Origin of the sequence: Alistipes sp. HGB5 (assembly GCF_000183485.2) — a bacterium.
Classification (GTDB): Bacteria; Bacteroidota; Bacteroidia; order Bacteroidales; family Rikenellaceae; genus Alistipes; species Alistipes finegoldii.
The window spans coordinates 1-20165 of record NZ_AENZ01000019.1 but is presented as its reverse complement, the minus strand read 5'-3'; the positions used below and the strand labels follow the sequence as shown (position 1 = coordinate 20165).

15 protein-coding genes are annotated in these 20165 nt (G+C 62.9%); 3 read left to right on the top strand and 12 right to left on the bottom strand.

Annotated elements, in window-relative coordinates; genetic code table 11:
- Nucleotides 1-99 precede the first annotated feature (99 nt).
- On the bottom strand, nt 100-1194 hold the full coding sequence (pdxA, locus tag HMPREF9720_RS03090; RefSeq protein WP_009596720.1) for a 4-hydroxythreonine-4-phosphate dehydrogenase PdxA: 1095 nt from the start codon (nt 1192-1194) through the stop codon (nt 100-102).
- Nucleotides 1195-1551: 357 nt separating this feature from the next.
- On the opposite strand from pdxA, the gene HMPREF9720_RS03085 reads away from it, so the two are divergent.
- Nucleotides 1552-1914: a hypothetical protein gene (locus HMPREF9720_RS03085; RefSeq protein WP_039939717.1), complete on the top strand. Its 363-nt coding sequence runs from the start codon at nt 1552-1554 to the stop codon at nt 1912-1914.
- A 309-nt stretch (nt 1915-2223) separates the two neighbouring features.
- Here the strand turns inward: HMPREF9720_RS03085 and HMPREF9720_RS03080 are convergent, their stop codons facing one another.
- The 11 genes from HMPREF9720_RS03080 to HMPREF9720_RS03025 all read right to left on the bottom strand — a co-directional run bounded on the left by HMPREF9720_RS03080 (nt 2224) and on the right by HMPREF9720_RS03025 (nt 16379).
- Complete coding sequence (locus HMPREF9720_RS03080) at nt 2224-2979, bottom strand: RNA methyltransferase (RefSeq protein WP_009596754.1); 756 nt, start codon at nt 2977-2979, stop codon at nt 2224-2226.
- Nucleotides 2976-3899, bottom strand: a complete 924-nt coding sequence (locus HMPREF9720_RS03075; RefSeq protein ID WP_009596728.1) for a ribonuclease Z — start codon at nt 3897-3899, stop codon at nt 2976-2978. Before HMPREF9720_RS03075 ends, HMPREF9720_RS03080 begins: the two co-directional genes overlap by 4 nt.
- Before the next feature lie 37 nt (nt 3900-3936).
- Nucleotides 3937-4869 carry a thioredoxin-disulfide reductase gene (gene trxB / locus HMPREF9720_RS03070; protein WP_009596758.1) on the bottom strand — a complete coding sequence of 311 codons (933 nt, stop codon included), beginning with the start codon at nt 4867-4869 and terminating at the stop codon, nt 3937-3939.
- Between the two features lie 22 nt (nt 4870-4891).
- Entirely contained in the window at nt 4892-5914 is a 1023-nt protein-coding gene (locus tag HMPREF9720_RS03065) for a WG repeat-containing protein (protein ID WP_009596749.1), read from the bottom strand.
- Nucleotides 5915-5916: 2 nt separating this feature from the next.
- Nucleotides 5917-6774: a vWA domain-containing protein gene (locus HMPREF9720_RS03060; RefSeq protein WP_009596753.1), complete on the bottom strand. Its 858-nt coding sequence runs from the start codon at nt 6772-6774 to the stop codon at nt 5917-5919.
- A 7-nt stretch (nt 6775-6781) separates the two neighbouring features.
- Entirely contained in the window at nt 6782-8512 is a 1731-nt protein-coding gene (locus HMPREF9720_RS03055; RefSeq protein ID WP_009596760.1) for a DUF4954 family protein, read from the bottom strand.
- A gap of 40 nt (nt 8513-8552) precedes the next feature.
- A complete protein-coding gene (locus tag HMPREF9720_RS03050) occupies nt 8553-9899 on the bottom strand; it encodes a WG repeat-containing protein (protein WP_009596730.1) in 1347 nt (448 codons plus the stop codon).
- Complete coding sequence (locus HMPREF9720_RS03045) at nt 9875-10546, bottom strand: pentapeptide repeat-containing protein (protein ID WP_009596718.1); 672 nt, start codon at nt 10544-10546, stop codon at nt 9875-9877. Before HMPREF9720_RS03045 ends, HMPREF9720_RS03050 begins: the two co-directional genes overlap by 25 nt.
- Before the next feature lie 58 nt (nt 10547-10604).
- Nucleotides 10605-11144, bottom strand: a complete 540-nt coding sequence (locus HMPREF9720_RS03040) for an FKBP-type peptidyl-prolyl cis-trans isomerase (protein WP_009596721.1) — start codon at nt 11142-11144, stop codon at nt 10605-10607.
- 597 nt (nt 11145-11741) lie between these two features.
- On the bottom strand, nt 11742-14567 hold the full coding sequence (gene gcvP, locus HMPREF9720_RS03030; protein ID WP_009596736.1) for an aminomethyl-transferring glycine dehydrogenase: 2826 nt from the start codon (nt 14565-14567) through the stop codon (nt 11742-11744).
- Nucleotides 14568-14708: 141 nt separating this feature from the next.
- A complete protein-coding gene (locus tag HMPREF9720_RS03025; RefSeq protein ID WP_014775094.1) occupies nt 14709-16379 on the bottom strand; it encodes a nucleoside kinase in 1671 nt (556 codons plus the stop codon).
- A gap of 70 nt (nt 16380-16449) precedes the next feature.
- Between HMPREF9720_RS03025 and HMPREF9720_RS03020 the strand changes: the two genes are divergently transcribed.
- Together HMPREF9720_RS03020 and rpsA are read left to right on the top strand one after the other, a co-directional pair.
- Nucleotides 16450-17874, top strand: a complete 1425-nt coding sequence (locus HMPREF9720_RS03020; RefSeq protein ID WP_009596762.1) for a bifunctional metallophosphatase/5'-nucleotidase — start codon at nt 16450-16452, stop codon at nt 17872-17874.
- A gap of 334 nt (nt 17875-18208) precedes the next feature.
- Nucleotides 18209-20044 (top strand): 30S ribosomal protein S1, encoded by a 1836-nt coding sequence (rpsA, locus tag HMPREF9720_RS03015; RefSeq protein WP_014775093.1) that lies wholly within the window; start codon nt 18209-18211, stop codon nt 20042-20044.
- Nucleotides 20045-20165: the final 121 nt, after the last annotated feature.

Below are 20165 nucleotides of genomic sequence, written 5' to 3'. Positions count from 1 at the left end.
TACGGCGGATGTCGTTTGCTCTTCCTTTTCTTCCTCTTCCTCTTCCTCTTCCTCTTCCTCTTCCTCCGGCCCAGATCCCGGTTTTTCGTCGCTCCTGCGCTAATCCTCCTTTTCGGTCTGCGGCAGGTCCTTGACCGAGACGTCGCGGCCGCCCTTCTCGCGTTCGGCGCGTTGCAGCGGGTTGCGGCTCCATTCGGCCCATGCGCGGCGGTGTTCGACGATGTCGATCGCGGCGTAAATCGCCGAGCGCATCGACTGCGGGTCGGCTTTGTCCTGCCCGGCGATGTCGTAGGCCGTGCCGTGGTCGGGCGAGGTGCGGACCTTCGAGAGTCCGGCCGTGAAGTTCACGCCGTCGGGCGAAAGCGTCTTGAACGGCGCCAGCCCCTGATCGTGGTACATGGCCAGTATGCCGTCGTATTTTGCGTATCCTCCGCCTGCGAAAAGCCCGTCGGCGGCAAACGGTCCGAACGCCAGCACGCCCTGATTGAACGCCTCGACGACGGCCGGGCGGATGATCTCCTGCTCCTCGCGTCCCAGCAGTCCTCCGTCCCCGGCATGCGGGTTGAGAGCCATCACGGCGATGCGCGGCTCGACGATGCCGAAGTCCTCTTTCAGCGTGCGGCGGAGCGTATGCAGGTCGCGCACGATCTTCTCCCCGGTGATGCTGCCGCTGATCTCCGACACCGGAATGTGCTTGGTGACCAGCCCCACGCGCAGAATCTCGCTGCACATGATCATCATCGGCTCCCCGCCCAGTTCGGCCCCGATGAATTCGGTATGGCCCGTGAAGTGGAACCCGTCGCCCTGCACGCTCTCCTTGTTGAAGGGGGCTGTGACGATGGCGTCGAGCAGCCCCTCCTTCAGCTCCTGCGTCGCGCGGCGCAGCGCCTCGACGGCGGCGCGCCCGGCCTCGGCCGAAGCTTTGCCCGGTTCGATCTGCTCCGTGTCGCCGCATGCGACGAGGTTCACTTTGCCGCGGCGGGCGTCGCGGGCCGACGTTACGGCGTTGAACTGCACCGGTTCGGTCTGTGCGAGCGTATTTCGGTAATAGGCCGCGGCCTTGGGCGAGCCGTATACGACGGGCGTGAAAAGCTCCGTCATGCGCGGATCGGCCAGCGCCTTGAGGATGACCTCCCAGCCGATGCCGTTCGTGTCGCCCTGCGTGATGCCTATTTTAAGTTTCTGTTCTGACATGGATACAAGTATTTCAATCTACAAAGATACATATTATTCAGAATCTGCAATAGGCCGGATGCAATTAAAATGTTTTTTTGCACTGCGGCGATCCGTAATGTTTTGCGGATGGACTATTTTTTCCTACCTTTGTTTTATGCAGCCTGTTAGGGCTGATGACATATTCGGATTAAAGCGCATCGGCTTTTTTCTTACCGTCGAAAATTGGACACTTTCGCGTAACGTAAGGAACAAAGGTTGATGCTCTCGCTGTTTTCGGCGTGGGCATTTACCGTATTCTACGTTACAGGTCGTCCAATACCTCGATGGTGGATTCGGTGATACTGCCCGCGCTTTTTTCGATAAACCGCCCGAAAGATGGAACCTTGCGCACAAAAGACGACTAAAAAACACAATCCGGAACTGGTCGATACGGTTTTCCGGCTGATGTTCGAAATATTATGGGTGGCTCCCTACGACCGGCGCCGGAGCAATGCGGCGCTTTCGGGATTCGAACGCTGCAGCCGGGAGACTGCCGTGCTGCTGGCCGCCACCGACTTGCGCTCGGCCTCGCCCGGCGAACTGCATACGCTCTTGCAGGCCGTCGACCGGCTCGTGCAGACCATCGGCCGGCTCGAATCGGAGGCGCTTTTCTCCCGCTGGCAGTGTGCCGAAGCGCTGGCGCAGGTGCGGCGGATCGCCGCCATCGTGCAGGAGCACGCCGCCGTTGCCGTGGGCTGAGCCTTTTGCCGGCGCCGGTCTGTTGCGGGGTTTTGCCGGTCTGTTGCCGGTTTGCCGCCGGTTTGCCGCCGGGCGGCATGCGCTGAATCGGTTTTGCGTCGCGCCGGCCTTGCGTCGAATCTGCCTTGTGCCGACCTGCCTTGTGCTGAATCTGCTTTGCGTTGAGCCTGCCTTTGCCGAACCTCCCTTGTGCCGCTGCCTCTCTTGCGGCGTGCCGCAGTTGGTTCCCGCGCCGCGGGCCTTGCCGGATGTCGCAAAAAATAACTGCCGGGAGTAATCCCGGCAGTCTTTTGTTTGTGGTGCGGCGGCCTATTTCCCGCTTCCCATGCCTGCCCGACGCCGGAATTCCGAGCATACGATGCCCGTGGCCATCGCCACGTTGAGCGACTCCGACCCGCGGCGGTCGGTCGGGTAGGGCGGGATGAAGAGCTTGTGCGTCACGGCGCGCGCCGCGGCCTGCGAGATGCCGCGGCCTTCGTTGCCCATGACGACGACGCCCTCTTCCGTAAGCGTCGTGCCGTAGATATTCTCCCCTTCCAGAAACGTGCCGTAAACGGGCAGCCCGGCGGCTCCCGCGTCGTGCAGAAACGCTCCCAGATCGGTGTAGTGAACCCGCACCCGCAGGATCGCGCCCATAGTGGCCTGCACGACCTTCGGGTTGAAGCAGTCGGCCGAAGCCTCCGAGCAGACGATGTCGGCGATGCCGAACCAGTCGGCCAGCCGGACGATCGTGCCGAGGTTGCCGGGGTTCTGCACGTCGTCGAGCGCCAGCGTCAGCCGCCCCGCGAGCGACCGCATGTCCAGCCCGTAGCGGGGCGTCTCGACGATCGCCAGCGAGTTGGCGGCGGTTTTGAGCAGCGACAGCCGCTCCATGTCGCGCGGGGCGACGGTCTCGACCTCCGGCCCTGCGAACACGCCCTCCAGCGCGAAGATCTTGCGGACCTTCAGGTGCGAGCCGCGCAGTTCGCCGATGAGTTTCTCCCCTTCGGCCACGAACAGTCCGTGTTCCGTGCGTCCGCGTTTGTCGGCCAGCGCGCGGACGAGTTGTATTTCGGCTTTCGTCATCGTTGTTTCTCTATGGTGAAGGTGACGCCTTCGGTGGCCGGATAGGTCTCCGGGAAGATCGCGCGGGCCTCTTCGACCAATATGTTTTCGTTCTTGTAGCGGGACGAATAGTGTCCGATTATCAGCCGCTTGGCTCCGGCCTTTAGGGCGGCTTTGGCCGCATCGGCGCTTGTCGAGTGGCCCCGCTCCTTGGCCGTTTTCTGCTCGGCGGCGGCGTAGGTCGCCTCGTGGTACATCAGGTCCGCGCCCTTGGCCAGCGTCGCGGCCTTCGCCGAGAAGTTGGTGTCCGAGAGGTAGGCGTACGACCGGGGCGCATAGGGGCGGTAGGTCAGCTCCGCGTTGGGTATGACCTCGCCCGTCGGGAGCGCGATCTCCTCGCCCCGCTTGGCGGCGGTGATTTGCGCGACCGTAAGGCCATATTTCGCGATCTTGAACTTCTCGACGTTCAGCGGCGGCTCCTTCTCGCGGAAGAGGAATCCCGCCGTCGGCACCCGGTGGCGCAGCGGAATGCTCCACACTTCGAGCGTGCGGTTTTCCAGCAGCAGCGCGTGCTTGGTCGTGTCCACCTCGGTCCAGACCACCGGATAGGGCAGCTCGCTGTCAAAAAACCGCAGGTGGCAGGCCAGTATCTCGCCGAAAGGCGCCGGGGCGAATACCCGCAGCGGGGTTTTGCGCCCGTAGAGCGCCAGCGTCGAGATCAGCGGAAAGAGTCCGAAGACATGGTCGCCGTGCAGGTGCGAGATGAACACGGCGCGCAGTTTCAGCGGGTTGATCCCGCAGCGGATCAGCTGTTGCTGCACCCCCTCGCCCGCATCGACCAGATAGTACTGCTCGTGCACATTGACCGCTTGGGCCGACGGATGGCGGCTCAGGGTGGGCTTGGCGGAGGACGATCCGAGTATGGTGACGCTGAAACTCATGCGGGGTACCTGTTTTGTTCGTTCTGCGTGATTCGGTTTACTCTGCGCGGCTCAGGATGAAGCGTTCGCAGTCGATCGCCGCGATGCAGCCCGACGCTGCGGCCGTTATGGCCTGCCGGTAATGCGGGTCGCGCACGTCGCCCGCGGCGAAGACCCCTTCGATATTGGTCTTCGAGGTGCCCGCTTCCGTTTTGATGTACCCTTCCGCGTCGAGCGTCAGCTGATCGGCGAAAAGCTCCGTATTGGGATGGTGGCCGATGGCGAGGAAGAATCCCGCTATGTCGATCTTGACCTCTTTGCCGTCGTTGCAGCGCAGCAGCGCGCCCGTCACGCCCGATTCGTCGCCCAGCACCTCAGCGGTGTTGTGGTTGAACATCACTTCGATGTTGGTGGTGTTGAACACCCGCTCCTGCATGGCCTTCGAAGCGCGCAGGTGGGGCTTGCGCACGATCATGTAGACCTTGCGGCAGATCGAGGCCAGATAGGTGGCCTCCTCGCAGGCCGTGTCGCCGCCGCCGACCACGGCCACGTCCTTCTTGCGGTAGAAGAATCCGTCGCACGTGGCGCATGCGCTGACGCCCATGCCGCGGAATTTCGTTTCCGAAGGCAGGCCGAGGTATTTTGCCGATGCTCCCGTGGCGATGATGAGCGTCTCGGCCTTGAGCTGCGTCGTGCCGTCGATCACCACGTGGAACGGACGCGACGAGAGGTCCGCGCTCGTCACGGTTCCGATGCGGATGTCGGCTCCGAAGCGTTCGGCCTGACGGCGCATGTCGGCCATCATCTGCTGGCCACTGACGCCGTCGGGATAGCCCGGAAAATTCTCCACGTCGGTCGTGGTCGTGAGCTGCCCGCCCGGCTCGATACCCTCGTAGAGTACGGGCCGGAGGTTGGCGCGCGAAGTATAGATAGCTGCGGTGTACCCTGCGGGGCCGCTGCCGATAATCAGGCATTTGATCGTTTCTTCCATTGTCGTATGTTTTGTGACGTTGTTATCTGCAAATTTCGGACCTGCACGGCTCCTGCCGGACAGGCTCCTGCATATCCTCCCGGCCGAACTCCGTCAGACGGCGGCCCAGATAGTCGAACAGCGCCCAGCGTCCGCCGTGGCGGACGTGCACGATGCTGACCGCCGGGTCGTAATCGACGATTTCGTATTCGGGCGGGATGACGTAGCCTCCCTCGCGGTCGATCAGCCCCATGCCGGTCCGCGTCTGAACCTCGGCGCGGCCTTCGTGGAAGTCGCCCGCCCAGAGGAACTGCGACGGAATCACCGGGTTGTTGTCCGTATCGACGAATCCGAATCCGCCTTCGTCCTCGACGCATACCAGCCCTTCGAATACATGGCTCGTCCAGCGGTGTCCGGTCAGCTTCCGCACCGGATTGTAGACCGCTTCGACGTCGTTTACCGACTGTCGGGGCATGGGCGCCTCGGCGATCCGGCGTTTCAGGGCCTCGAACGCCTCCGCATCGGCCCCGCCGTTTTCCGCCGCGCCTATGCGGGCGTCGTAATAACGGATCGGTATGATTCGTCCCCGGTGCCAGCGGAGGTTGCTTTCCCGAAGGTTGTTGTGCGTGAATTCCAGCTCCCGCAGCGCTTCGCGCAGCGTGTCGAGCGCCGCGAGCAGGACCGTTTTGTCCTCCGTGAGCAGCGCCTCGGCGAACTCCCGGCCCGGAAGCTGCTGCAGGACGAGTCCCGTGCGCCGCTCGTTGCCCAGCGCGTCGGTCCAGCGCATTTCCTCCGGCAGGATGCGGAATTGCGTCAGGTGTTCGGTGTTCATGCGCCGCAGGACCGAAGCCGTGCGTTCGATGCGGGGCAGTGCTGCGGGCGTCAGGGGCATGGCTGCGAGCCACCGCTCGCCGCGCCATTCGATTTCGGCTTCGGCGAACCGCGTGGTGCGTACCATGCGCGGCATGCCGTTGCGGTCGGTGACGGCGCGGGCGTCGGAGAGCGTCGCCAGCGACAGGTCGGGCGTCAGCAGCGCACGGGTGAAGTGTTGGATGGTCGCTGTCATGGCTATTCGGTTTTGACGCTGATGGAACCTATGTTGAGCATGGTGACCAGCTGGGCCGCCGATGCGTTGTAGCTCATGCCCCGGAACGGGGGCGCCGCGGCGGGGCCTTTGGCCTCGCGTATGGCTTCGTTGAATACCGCCGGCATTTCGCTCGAACAGTCGTACAGCAGCGCCGCATAGCGGTTCGTGTAGTTGGCTTCGTCGGCTTCGGGAAAGAATACGTGCCGCCCGGCGTCGCCTGCGGCGATGTGGATGTTTATCAGCAGCACGTTGCCGTCGGCGGTCTCCAGCGCCTTGATCTGGTTGCATACCGCACGCAGCTCCTCGTCGTCGCAGTCGGTCGCCTCGCCGTCGGTGATGTTGAATACCACGGGCGGGAAACTCTCGGCGTTGGCCGCGCGTGCTGTCCATTCGGCGGCGATGTCGCGCACTCGGCGCAGCGCTTCGCACATGGGCGTCTGTCCTGCCGCCTGCGGCTCGATCCACGACGGTGCGGGAATCTCGCGCAGGGCGATGCTGCCGTCGGGAAGACGGTGTTCGATCACCTCCGTACGCACCGGCATCTCCCGCGCCGCGAGGGCGCTCACCGGCACCAGCTCTTCGCCGTCGGGCAGCAGCGAGCGCACCTCGTCGTCGCCCGAATAGCCGATCACGGCGATGTCGTAATAGTCGCGTATGCCGTCGCTGCGGCGGGCGCGTTCTACCAGCTCGAACAGCAGGTCGTTGGTGATGCCTGCCACCGCCTCGGCCTTGGTGAGCCTGCGTCCCCGGAAGAGGATGCTTTCGGCCATCGATCCCGAACAGTCTATGGCCAGTATGAATGCCGTGCGGTGGTTGCGTGTGATGCTTTGTGTATACATGTTGCGTCTATTTTAATCCCCGGACCGAGTAATAGTCGTCGCGTACTTCGCGCTCGTCGTCGCTGTCCAGACCGTAGCTGACGGCCATGTCGAGCGAACAGTCGCGCTCGCGGTCGGCGTCGGTCGTGCGGCGCATCGCCTCCCTTGCGTTGCGCCCCGCCTCGATCGCGTCGCCGATCTCTGCCGCGGTGGGCACGCGCCCCAGCAGCGAGGCGTAAATCCCTTCGGCCCAGCTGTGGGCGTAGTCGTCGTAATGCACGAAAAAGACCCTGAAACGGTTGTCCACCTCTTCGGGCGTTGTCAGCTCGCCGCGGTCCACGGCGTCGAGGATCGCTTCGACCTCGCGTTTGGTGACGTACTGCCCCGCCACGTCGAGCCAGCGGCCACTGCCGTCGTAGCGTGAGGCCGATTCGCCGCGGTCGAGCATGGCGCCCAGCGCCGCGACGACGAATTTGTTGTAAAGTCCGATGCCCCGTTTGAGGGCCGCGGCGCGGATGACCGCCTTGCGGTAGACGTACGACGGCGCGTCGGGGTCCTCTTCGGCCAGCGTGTGGAGCGTGTCCACGGCCCTGAGCATCGCTTCGGTTATGTAAGGGTTGTATTCTTCGAAGTTGATGACGTCGCGTTTGCGTTCGCGGCGGTCGCGCGCCGGCCACTTCTCGATGTCGCGCACGGCGCCGTAGCTGGTGAGGTTCGCGCCCGGCATGAGCGTCGTGCGGCCCTCCTTCTCGATCAGGTAGGAGTAGGGAAACGCCGACGTGTCGTGGTGGTACGAGTGGTGTCCCATGATCATCGTGAAGGCCCCTTCGAGCGCCGGCGACATGATGTAGGCCCCGCTGGCGAACTTGCAGCCGCGCAGATGCACCGACTGGTGTACGGCGCCGCTCTTGAAGAGGTGGTTGCTCTGGTTGGAGCCGCTCCCGGCGTTGAAGAACGAGAACATGCCGGCGATCAGCAGCGACGATTTGTGGTGCGAGACGGTGTAGGGACCCGCGAAGATCGAGGCCGCCTCCCCGTTTTCGCAGTGCGAGTTTGCGAAAAAGAGCGACTCGGCTGCCGTGAAGGCCTTGTCCAGCCGGCAGCTCTCGCCCACGAAGCAGCGTTCGACGATCGACCCGTTGTCGATGTGCGCCTTCTCGGCGGCGATGAAGTCGTAGGCCTTGACGTCCACGCCGATATGCGCCCCGTCGCAGACGGTGCCGTTTTCGAGCATCGAGGCCCCGTCGATGCACACTTCGTCGCCGATGCGGACTTCGCGGATGAATTTCGCGCCTACGATGCGGGTGTTGCGGCCTACGCTGCCCATCTCTGACGCACCCGCTTCGGCATACGCCTCCACCATGCGCTCCAGCGCCGCAACGGTCTGCGGCCGGTGGCGGTAGACGGCCATCAGATAGGCTACCTGCGCCGACATCCGGTCGAATATCCTGACCGTGCGGCCCCCGCACTCGTTCATCGTCGCTACGCCCACGCCGTTGCCGAACGTGCTCCGGCGGCGGCATTCGAGAGCCATGACGCCCTCTATGAGCGCGCCCTCGCCGATCCGGTAGTTGCATACGCGCGATCGGATGATGCGCGCGCCGGAGCCGATCTCGACCGTCCCCTCCAGATGGCTTTGCAGCAGCTGGAAGGGCGTGAAATCTTCGGAGACCCTCACCTGCGACCATGCTTCGGCCGAAGATCCGAGGGATTCGGCGGCGGAAATCTCCGCCGGAGTCATATATCTGAGTTGAGGCATCGGTGTCGTATTAAGCAAATGCAAATATAACGATTTAAGGCTAAATATCAAACTCGCGGCCCTCCCGGTCGATCTCCAGCCGCCTTCCGCCGCATACGACCGGGGCGCGTCCGTTGCGGAACGGCTTCACGGCTTCGCACCCCGGACAGCTGATCCGGGTCCGGCCCGCGCCGTCGATATAGTGCCATGTCGCTCCGAGCCGTACCGCCGCCAGCCCTTCGGTGAAGTCGAATCCGCAGTCGTAGAGCGGCGGCACGACGACCTGTTCCGGCGTGCGGTAGCCCCACAGGCCGTTTTCGACGAAAAGCTCGGCCGCTTCGGCGACGGCGCCGTCCGTTGGGTCCTCTGTTGTGCCGTCTGCCGAGTCGCCCGCTGGGCCTTCTGCCGAGCCGGAATTTCCGCCTGCCGTTTCTTCCGCTCCCATTGCCCGCTTTGGGCCTGTTGTTCCGGCTGTTTCCCCGGTTCCGGTTGTCCCTGTCGTTGCCGTATTCACTGCATTCTTCGTTTCCTCAGGTCCCGTTATTTCATCCGTTTCCGTTGTTTCCGCCGCCAGTGCGAGCAGTTGCGGCAGTCCCGGCAGCCGGAGCGAAGGCGAACGGAGCAACCGTGCAATCCGGTACTGCGCCGCGAGTCCCCTGCGCTCGAAGAGCGCGAGCACCTCGCAGAGCGCCGCGTCGGTCCCGATCTTCTGCGGCGTGAAGAGCAGCCCGTCGGCATCGGAATAGCGGGCGTACAGCGTCGGGTCGAGCGCCAGCGCATGCAGCGCCGTGGAGATCAGGGCCGCCGGATAGTCGTCGAGCGAAGCGTCGAAATCCCGCACCGTGCGCGCGGGATGCTGGAAAGCCGCCGTGCCCAGCTCCGGGCTGTGCCGACCTGCGAAGGCGGGCAGAAACATGGCGTCGAAATCGATCAGGTGGAGCCGTCCCCAGTTGTCCGCGACGATGTTTTCGGGTTTCAGGTCGCCGTGCGCCCAGTCGTCCGCCGTGAGCGCCGCGGCCATGCGGTCGAATGCGGCGGCGAATCTCCTCAGCCGCGCCGTGTCGCCCGCCTCGGCGGCTGCGGCGACCGCTTCGTGAAGCGTCACGCCTTCGATCCAGTCGCTCAGCACCACATCCACCCAGACGCCGCCTGCGGGCGAGGTGTAGATGAAAAGCTCCTGCGGCAGCAGCTTCTCGCCGTAGATTTCCGCCAGATGGCGCGGATGGTGCATGTAACAGCGCAGCGAGCGGACGCGGCCTTCGCAGCGGATGCGGAATACGACGGCGCTGTTGCCTGCCGAGTAGCATATGCGCCCCTTTCCGTCGCGGCACACCTCGATCTCGCCCAGCGTCCGGGTGAGGCCGTGCGTATCGGCCAGCGTGGTCAGGTATTGGCGCAGTGTGAACACGGCTTTATTGGTTGCGTATCTTGTTGCCGAGGATGAAGCCGAAGATACCCGTGAGCAGGATGCCGATCGTCGTCTGGACGACGTTGAGCATGTCCACCAGCGTGCAGCGCCGCATCGGGACTCCACGCCGACTGCTCGGCGCGGTCGTTCCGGCGGACTCCCGTGCCGGAGGTGTTCCATTCGATCAGAAACTGCCTGTAGGCGTCGAGGTCCTGCTGGAGCAGCCTGCCGCCGGCGATGTTTTCGCGGCGTATGTTCACCCCTTCGCCGAAGTAGGCGTAGTAGAGGCTCGTCTCTCCGATCCGAGCCTTGCGCATGATGACGATTCCGGTGAGCATGGCGCGGTAAAGGTCGCAGAACCGGATTTCGGCCTCTTCGAAAGTGGCCCTTTCGATCTCGCAGTAGCGGAAGTCGCTCCATGCGATCTTCGCCCTGCGGAAACGGCAGTTGCGCAGCACGGCCTTGCGGAAGGAGACGCGCTCCATCCCGCAGCCGTCGAAATTGCACTCCGTGAGCGTGCATTCGTCGAATGTCACGTTTTCCACACGGCAGCCTTTGAAATCGATGTTCTTCAATTCGCGGCCCGTCAGGTCGAGGTCTCGTACGGCGCCGCTGCCGATCATTTTCAGCAGTTCGGTCTGGGTCATGGCAGAGTCGGTTTCGGGGTTTTAAAAAAGCGGGGCTTCTGCAAGTCCCGCTTTTCTGTCAGTGGCAGTCGCAGTGCCCTTTTTCGTGGTCGCAACCGCCGCCGCAGTCGTCTCCGCACTCTCCGCACGAGCAGCCGCCCTGCAGATCTTCGGGCGTTACGTCGCGCACCGATACGATCTCGACGTCGAAGTTGAGCGTCTTGCCGGCCATCGGGTGGTTGAAGTCCATCTTCACGGTCTCCTCGCCGACCTCCTTGACGATGCCCATCATGCGGTTGCCCTGATTGTCGCTCATCGGAACCTGCGAACCCACGAAGAGGATGTCTTCGGCGAGTTTGCCGTCCACCATGAATATGTTTTTGGGCAGGTCTACCACGGCGTCGGCGATCAGTTCGCCGTAACCGTCCTTCGGCTCAAGGGTAAACGAGACGGCTTCGCCGACCTCCTTGCCCAGAATCGCCTCTTCGAATTTGGGGAGCAGCATGCCTGTTCCGAAGATAAATTCGAGCGGCTGGCCCGGACGCGACTGGTCTGCGATCTGTCCGTCGACGGTGAGCTTGTAGTCCACGCCGACCATTTTGTTCTGTTCTACTTTCATAATAATTCGTTAAAAAATGTTTTTTTCGTTTTCGTTGTTCCCGCCGGGTATTTCCGCCCGTTGTTCCCGGTCTGCGTTTCCGCCCGGCGTTTCCGCCCGGATTTCCGCCCGGATTTCCGCCCGGATTTCCGCCCGGCGTTTCCCTCCGGGCCGGGCTTGGTTCGCGGAGCGTTTCCGCGCTCCGCCTGCCTTTGGGGGCTTGTCCGTTTTTGCCGGCGTTTCTGCCTTGCGGCCCTTCTCCGCGTTTCCGTCCGGCATTTCCGCCCGGCGTTTGGGTCTGCGCTACCGCCTGTTATTCCCGGTCTGCGTTCCCGCCCGGCATTTCCCTCCGGCGGGGCTTGGCTCGCGGAGCGTTTCCGCGCTCCGCCTGCCTTTGCGGGGCTTGTCCGTTTCTGCCTGCCTGTTTTCTGCATGCGGTTACTTCCGCATACGGCAAAAAACGCGCCTGCCGGAATCCGGACGTTGGCTTGCAGCGCTGCGGCGCCTGCCGCCGGGACCGTTCTTTCGAACCGGCCGGCGGCTCCGTCAGCGGCGGAATCCGCGCCGTACGGGCTGCAAAGTTACATATAATTCCTTAATAATCGCGGCTTTCACGATTTATTCGCAATTCCTGCAGCAGAGGTTGCGGTCTCCGTAGCCGGCGTCGATCTTCGAAACATAGGGGAAGAACTTCGCTTGGCGCACCCATTCGAGCGGGAAGACCGCCTGCTGACGGGTGTAGGGATGCGGCCACTCGCCCGCGATCTCCACGGCCGTGTGGGGCGCATTGACCACCACGTTGTCGGGCTGTCCGACGGCCGCTTCGCACTCGCGCTTGATCGACACGAGGGCTTCGATGAAGCGGTCCATTTCGGCTTTCGGCTCCGATTCGGTCGGCTCGACCATCAGTGTCTCGTGCACGGGGAACGAGAGCGTCGGGGCATGGAATCCGTAGTCCATCAGCCGGTGGGCGATGTCGCCGCAGTCGATGTTGTAGTCCTTCTTGAAGTTGGTCAGGTCGAGGATCATCTCGTGACCCACGCGGCCCGTCTCGCCCGAATAGTAGGTCCTGAACTCCGATGCGAGCGCGGCGGACATGTAGTTGGCGTTGACGATCGCCATTTCCGTAGCGCGGCGCAGTCCGGCTTCACCCAGCATCTTGATATAACCGTAGGTTATGGGCAGCAGCAGTGCGGAGCCCCAAGGAGCCGATGCCACGGCGGTGATGCCTTCGTCGCCGCCCGTCGCCATAACCGAATGCGAGGGGAGGAAGGCTTTGAGGTGCTCGGCGACGCAGATCGGACCCACGCCCGGACCGCCGCCGCCGTGGGGCATGGCGAAGGTCTTGTGCAGGTTGAGGTGGCAGACGTCGGCGCCGATGTAGCCCGGATTGGTCAGGCCCACCTGCGCGTTCATGTTGGCGCCGTCCATGTAGACCTGTCCGCCCGCGTCGTGTACGGCGTCCACGATTTCGCGGATGCGGCTTTCGAACACCCCGTGCGTCGAGGGATAGGTCACCATCAGGCCGCACAACTCCGAACTATACTCCTTGGCCTTGGCTTCGAGGTCCTCCACGTCGATGTTGCCGTTGGCGTCGCAAGCCACGGTGACGATCTTCATGCCCGCCATGGCGGCCGACGCGGGGTTGGTGCCGTGGGCCGACGCCGGGATCAGCACGACGTTGCGGTAGCCCTGTCCGCGGCTCTGGTGGTAGGCGCGGATCACCATCAGCCCCGTGTACTCGCCCGCCGCGCCCGAATTGGGCTGCAGCGACGAGGCCGCGAAGCCCGTGATCGTCGCCAGATCGTTTTCCAACTCCGTGATCAACTGCATGTAACCCTCGGCCTGATCCGCCGGGGCGAAGGGGTGCATGTTCTGGAAGCCGGCCAGCGAAAGGGGCTGCATGAGCGCCGCGGCGTTGAGCTTCATGGTGCACGAACCTAAAGAGATCATCGAGTTGGCCAGCGATATGTCGCGCAATTCCAGCTGTTTGATGTAGCGCATCAGGGCGCTTTCCGAACGGTAGGCGTTGAAGACCGGTTCGGTCAGGTAGGCCGAACGGCGGCGCAGACCGGCCGGGACGTTGCTTTCGGTGACGGGCTTTACGGCCTTGGCTTTCTTGCCTTTGGCGGCGGCGAAGATGCGGATGACCTCGGCGATCTCCTCCGGAGTCGTGACTTCGTCGAACGACATGCGCACCGAACCTTCGGTCGGGTAGAAGAAGTTGATGCCGCTTTCGAGCGCCAGCGACTGTACGACGGCGGCTTCGGCGGCGACTTCGAGCGTGTCGAAATAGGCCGTTGCGGCGAGTTTGTAGTCCATCGCTTCGAGCGCCTTGGCTACCGTCGCGGCGGCCAGATGGGCCGTGTCGGCGGCGCGCTTCAGCCCTTCGGGACCGTTGTAGACGCAGTAGAAGCCCACCATCGAGGCCATCAGCGCCGAGGCGGTGCAGATGTTCGACGTGGCGCGCTCGCGCTTGATGTGCTGTTCGCGCATCTGGAGCGCCATGCGCAGCGCCCGGTTGCCCAGACGGTCCACCGAGACGCCGATGATGCGGCCCGGCATGTTGCGCTTGAAGGCTTCGCGCGTGGTCATGTAGCCCGCGCTCGGACCGCCCAGCCCCATCGGGGTGCCCAGACGCTGGGTCGAGCCGACGGCGATGTCGGCGCCCCATTCGCCGGGGGCTTTCAGAAGCGCCAGCGCCAGCAGGTCGGCGACGGCCGTGACCAGCGCGCCCTTGGCGTGGGCGGCGGCCGTGAAGTCCGCGTAGTCGCGCACGGCGCCGTTGGCGGCCGGATACTGGACGATGGCGCCGAACTCCTTGCCCGTGAAGCTGTATTCGTCGTATTCGTCGACGATCAGTTCGATGCCGAAGGGTTCGCTGCGGGTGAGCAGCACGTCGAGCGTCTGCGGGAAGATGTTGCGGTCGACGAAGAGCTGGTTGCGGCCCTCCTTGACGGCTTCGCGCGAGCGCAGGGCGAACATCATCAGCATCGCTTCGGCGGCGGCGGTAGCCTCGTCCAGCAGCGAGCAGTTGCCGATCTCCATGCCCGTGAGCGAGATCACGGCGGTCTGGAAGTTCAGCAGCGCTTCGAGACGGCCCTGCGAAATCTCGGCCTGATAGGGCGTATAGGAGGTGTACCACGCGGGATTCTCGAAGACGTTGCGCGTGACGGCGGCGGGAACCGCGCAGGGGTAGTAGCCCATGCCGATGAACGACCGCAGGCAGCGGTTGCGCTCGGCCAGCGCGCGGATGTGGCCTGCGAATTCGTACTCGCTCATGCCCTCCGCGGGCAGCGCGAGCGGTTTCTTGAGCCGGATGGAGTGCGGAATGACCTGCGAGATCAGCTCGTCGACCGACTTGACGCCGATCGTTTCGAGCATGGCTTTGAGCTCCTTTTCGTTGCTGACGCCGATGTGGCGTTCGGAAAATTTGTCGAACATATCTGTTAGTTGTATGAAGTTATGGGGACTTGGCGCCGCGGTGCGGCGGAATTATCGTTTCGGGGCCGGGTCGGAACCGGGCGGTCGTTTATTGTCTTGCATGGTTTGCGTCCGGGTGACGCCGGGGCGTGCGGACGATTCTCAATATTGAAAACTGCTGCCGCCGATGAATTCGCGCAGGATCGAGGTGGGCGGAATCTCGTCGGGCGGAATGGGGATGAAGTTGTCGAGGAACTTCAGCATGCGGCGCGCTTCGTCGTATTCGGGCACCGTGTCGGGCACTTCGCGGAGGATTTTCTCGGCGAAGGGGCGCAGGACCGAAATCTCGTAGAAGAGCGACGAGTTGAGCATGACGTCGGCGTTCTCCTGATAGGGGAAGATGTGCTTCTCCTCGCCGCGGCGGACCGAGGCCCAGCGCGAGAGCGTGGCCAGCGCGTCGGCGCCCCGCTGCCGGTAGTCGCGCGTCAGGCGGCGCAGCAGGCGGTTGTCGGTGGTGGCGATGCGCGAGAGGTTGTCCATGGCCACCGACGTGAAGCAGGAGATGTAGATGCGGAACTTTTGCTCTTCGGGAACGCCCGGCGTGAGACGGGGATTGAGTCCGTGGATGCCCTCGACGATCAGAATCGAACGTTCGTCGAGCGTCAGCGGGTCGTTGTGCTGCATGCGGCGTCCCGTGATGAAGTTGTAGCGCGGAATATCGACGCTCTCGCCGCGCATCAGGCGGCGAAGGTGGTCGTTGAACAGTTCGAGGTCGATGGCTTCGAGCGCTTCGTAGTCATACTCGCCGTCGGCGTCCTTCGGGGTCTTTTCGCGGTCCACGAAGTAGTCGTCGAGCGAGATCAGCACCGGTTTCAGCCCCAGCACGCCCAGCTGGATGCCCAGCCGCTTGGCCGAGGTGGTCTTGCCGCTCGACGAAGGACCGGAGATAAGCACGATGCGCACGCCGCGCGAGAGGTTGGCGTCGTAGATGGTGTCGGCGACCCATGCGAATTTGCGTTCGTGGAACGCTTCGGCGAGTTTTATCATGCCGCCGGCGTCGCCCGCGAGCACCTTCGAATTGACGTCGCCCACGGTGGGGACGCCCATGATCCGGACCCATGACTGGTACTCCTGAAAAATGCCGAACATCTTCTCCTGCTGGACGTTCTTGTTGAGCACGCCGGGGTTCGTCCGCAGGGGCAGGGCCAGATAGAAGCCCTTGTAGTAGGGTTCGATGCAGAAGCGGTCGATGTAGCCCGTCGAGGGGGCCAGCGCCCCGTAGAAGTAGCCGGCCGTGCCGTCCAGCGTGTACAGGTCGCTGTAGAGCCGCGGACGGGTGTCGAGCAGCGCCGTCTTGTCGTCGAAGCCCTGTTCGGCGTAGATGGCGCGGAGCTCGCTCGTGAGCACCTTGGTGCGCTCGATGGGGAGGTTCTGCGCCACCACTTCGCGCATGTGCCCTTCGAGCGCTGCGGCCTGTTCGTGGGTGAACTCGTCGAGCCCTTCGAGCTCGCAGTAGAAGCCGCTCTGGCCCATCGAGTGGCGGATATGGAGCGTATGTCCCGGAAAGAGCGTGCGTGCGGCCTTCTGGAGGATGAACCACGAGGTGCGCTGGTAGACGCGGATGCCCGCGAAGTCGGTGATGTCCACGAAGCGGACCGTCACCGGGGTATATATTTTGTAGTTGAGCTCTTTGATGCGGTTGTTCACGAACGCCGCGAGGAACGGGTAGCGTCCCGGCGTCAGCTGTGCGGCCACGTCGGAGAGCGGGGTGCCCATCGCCACCCGGATCGGACCTCCGAGGTTGTCGCATATGACTTTGATGCTGTCTGCCATAAGTTTTTCTGCTGAATGAAGTGTAAAGATATGAATTATTTGTAACTTTGACAAACTCAAAAACGATATTATGGAAAGAATACTCCGCACGGTTCTGATCGTCACGGCGGCGCTCGCGGCGGCCTGCGCCCCCCGCGAGCGGACGCTCGTTTTGCTGTCGACGAACGACATGCACGCCAAAATCCGGAACTTCCCGCGTCTGGCGGCGGCCGTCGAGGCGTGCCGCGACACGGCGCAGCTGGTGGTGCTGGTCGACGCCGGCGACCGCTGGACGGGCAACGCCTACGTAGACCGGGCGGCGACGCCGGGGATGCCGATGATCGCGCTGATGAACAGGCTGGGGTATGACGTGGCGACGCTCGGTAACCACGAATTCGACCACGGGCAGGCGTTTCTGGGCCGGATGATAGACAGCATGGATTTCGAGGTGGTGTGCGCCAATGTAGTGAGCGACACCTGCTCCTTTCCTCCGCTGCCGCCTTACACGGTGCTCGAAGAGGGCGGATTCCGCATCGGATTCGTCGGCGTGGTGACCAACTACGAGGGGCCGGGGCATCCGGCGGGCAATGCGTCGAGCTTCGCGGGGCTGACCTTTCCCGATCCGCAGCAGATGGCGTTGAAATACGCCGCCGAGCTGCGCCCGAAGTGCGACGTGCTGGTGCTCGTTTCGCACATGGGCGACGACCGCGACCGGGAACTGCTCGCCGGGGGCGCTTCGCAGTACGACGTGGTGATCGGCGGGCACACGCACGAGGAGGTCGATACGCTGATCGGCGGCACGCTGCTCACGCAGACGGGGAAGGATCTGCGGAACATAGGCGTCACGACGATACGCATGAAGGGCAGGAAGGTCGCCGGCGTGGATTTCCGGCTCGTGCCGCTGGCCGGTTACGAGCCTGATCCGGTTTTCCAGAAGCAGGTGGACGCCTGTTACGCCAATCCGGAGCTGAACAGACCGATGGGCGAGTTCGGGAACGCCGCGAACAAATGGGGGCTGGCGAACTGGATGGCCGGGGCGGTGGCCGACGGGATCGACGCCGAGGTCGGATTCTACCACATCGGGGGCGTGCGGCTCGACTCGATTCCCGCGGGCGGCGTGAGCGCGGCCAGCGTATACGGGCTGGAGCCGTTCGGGACGCTGGTGGCCGAGATGAAGATGACGCCGGCGGATATGCGGAGGATGATCGTTTCGAAATACAACGATCCGGTGAACGTCAAGGAGGCGCACCGCATCGACCTGATTTCGACAACGCCCTATGTGATCGTTACCGATCAGGCGGACAATGCGCTCGACGTGGAGTTCCCCAAGTTGCGCGAAGGGAAGGTCTACACGGTCGCCGTCAGCGATTACGTCTACAAGAATTACAACGACCTGAATTACACCGACGGCAAGATTACCGAGGAGGATGTGACCGGGCTTCTGCTCGAAGAGCTGGAGGAGGACTCTCCGCTCCGGATCGACAATACGCCGCGGCAGCGGGTGCGGCGGAAGTAGGCCTGCGGACGGGACGGCCTGCGTCCGGACGGAACAGTGGTTTGTGACCGGGGCCTGCGACGGGCGGGAAAAGCATTTGCGGCTGTGTCCCGGCTGCGCGACCGGTCGGCCGGAAAGTGTGCGGGCGCGGCGGCGGAGTCGTCCGGGGCGTGCCCGCGGTCGGAAGGTGTAAAAAACTGTCGGTAAGCGATTTTTTGCGCTCAATCTTTCATTTTTTCAGTTGAAAAGAGTATCTTTGCACTCCCCGTATGCGCGCACGAGGCGCGGATGAGGGACTATGAATTTCATTATTAATCATTTAACGAGCGATTGTATCGCACAAAGTATTTCCGTTATGGAAGAAACGAAAACTGTAGTCGCAAACGAGAATTTCGACTGGAACGCATTTGAAAACGATCTGGGCGTCTATTCGCAGCCCAAGGAGGAGATTGCCGAAGCGTATGACAAGACGCTTTCGAACGTCAATGTCGGCGAAGTCGTGGAAGGTACCGTAACCGGCATAACCAAGCGTGAGGTTCTTGTGAACATCGGCTACAAAAGCGAGGGCGTCATCCCCGTTTCCGAGTTCCGTTACAACCCCGATCTGGCGGTGGGCGACAAAATCGAAGTGTATGTCGAGTCGGCCGAGGACAAGAACGGCCAGCTGGCCCTTTCGCACAAGAAGGCCCGTCAGCTCAAGTCGTGGGACCGTGTGAACGAGGCCCTCGAAAAGGACGAAATCATCAAGGGTTACATCAAGTGCCGCACCAAGGGCGGTATGATCGTAGACGTATTCGGCATCGAGGCGTTCCTGCCCGGTTCGCAGATCGACGTGAAGCCGATCCGCGACTACGACGTATACGTGGACAAGACCATGGAATTCAAGGTCGTCAAGATCAATCAGGAGTTCCGCAACGTGGTCGTTTCGCACAAGGCGCTCATCGAGGCCGAGCTTGAGGCCCAGAAGCAGGTCATCATGTCGAAACTCGAAAAGGGCCAGATTCTCGAAGGTACCGTCAAGAACATCACTTCGTACGGCGTATTCGTCGATCTGGGCGGTGTGGACGGTCTGATCCACATCACGGACCTTTCGTGGGGCCGCGTGAACCATCCCGAAGAGATCGTGGCGCTCGACCAGAAGATTCAGGTCGTGATCCTCGACTTCGACGACGCCAAGAAGCGTATCGCACTGGGTCTGAAGCAGCTTACGGCTCATCCGTGGGAGGCGCTCGACCAGAACCTCAAGGTCGGCGACAAGGTCAAGGGCCGCGTGGTCGTGATGGCCGATTACGGCGCGTTCGTGGAGATCGCTCCCGGCGTGGAGGGTCTGATCCACGTGTCGGAGATGTCGTGGAGCCAGCACCTGCGTTCGGCGCAGGAGTTCATGAAGGTCGGCGACGAGGTCGAGGCCGTTATCCTGACGCTCGACCGTGAGGAGCGCAAGATGTCGCTCGGCATCAAGCAGCTTACGCCCGATCCGTGGGAGAATATCGAAACCAAATATCCCGTCGGCACGAAGTGCACGGCCAAGGTTCGCAACTTCACCAACTTCGGTATTTTCGTAGAGATCGAGGAGGGTATCGACGGCCTGATCCACATTTCGGACCTGAGCTGGACCAAGAAGGTGAAGCACCCCGGCGAATTCACGTCGGTAGGCGCGGATATCGAGGTCGTGGTGCTGGAGATCGACAAGGAGAACCGTCGTCTGTCGCTGGGCCACAAGCAGCTGGAGGAGAACCCGTGGAACGAGTTCGAAAACCAGTTCTCGGTGGACAGCATCCACGAGGGTACGATTACCGAGATGACCGACAAGGGCGCAGTTGTCGCTCTGGGCGAGAACATCGAGGGCTTCTGCCCCGCACGCCAGCTCACCAAGGAGGACGGCACCACGCCGAAGGCCGGCGACAAGCTCGACTTCAAGGTGATCGAGTTCTCGAAGGCTACCAAGCGTATCACCCTTTCGCACGTTCGTACGTACGAGGAGGCCAAGCGCGCCGAAGTTGCAGCCGAGAAAGCTGAGAAGCGTGCCGCTGCCGACGCGACCAAATCGACCGTGAAGAAGATCAACGCTTCGGTCGAGAAGACGACGCTGGGCGATATCGCAGGTCTGGCCGCTCTGAAGAGCGCCATGGAGGCTGCCGAGGCGAAGAACGCCAAGAAAGCCGCTGCCAAGGAGGAGACCGAGGAGTAATCCCCGGAAGAGAGGGCGGAGCGGTTGCGTTCCGTCCGATATAGGCGAAAGTCCGCAGGTGTGAGCCTGCGGACTTTTTTGTCGGGGGGGGCGGCGGTTGTGAGAAGACGGTTTCCGGTCG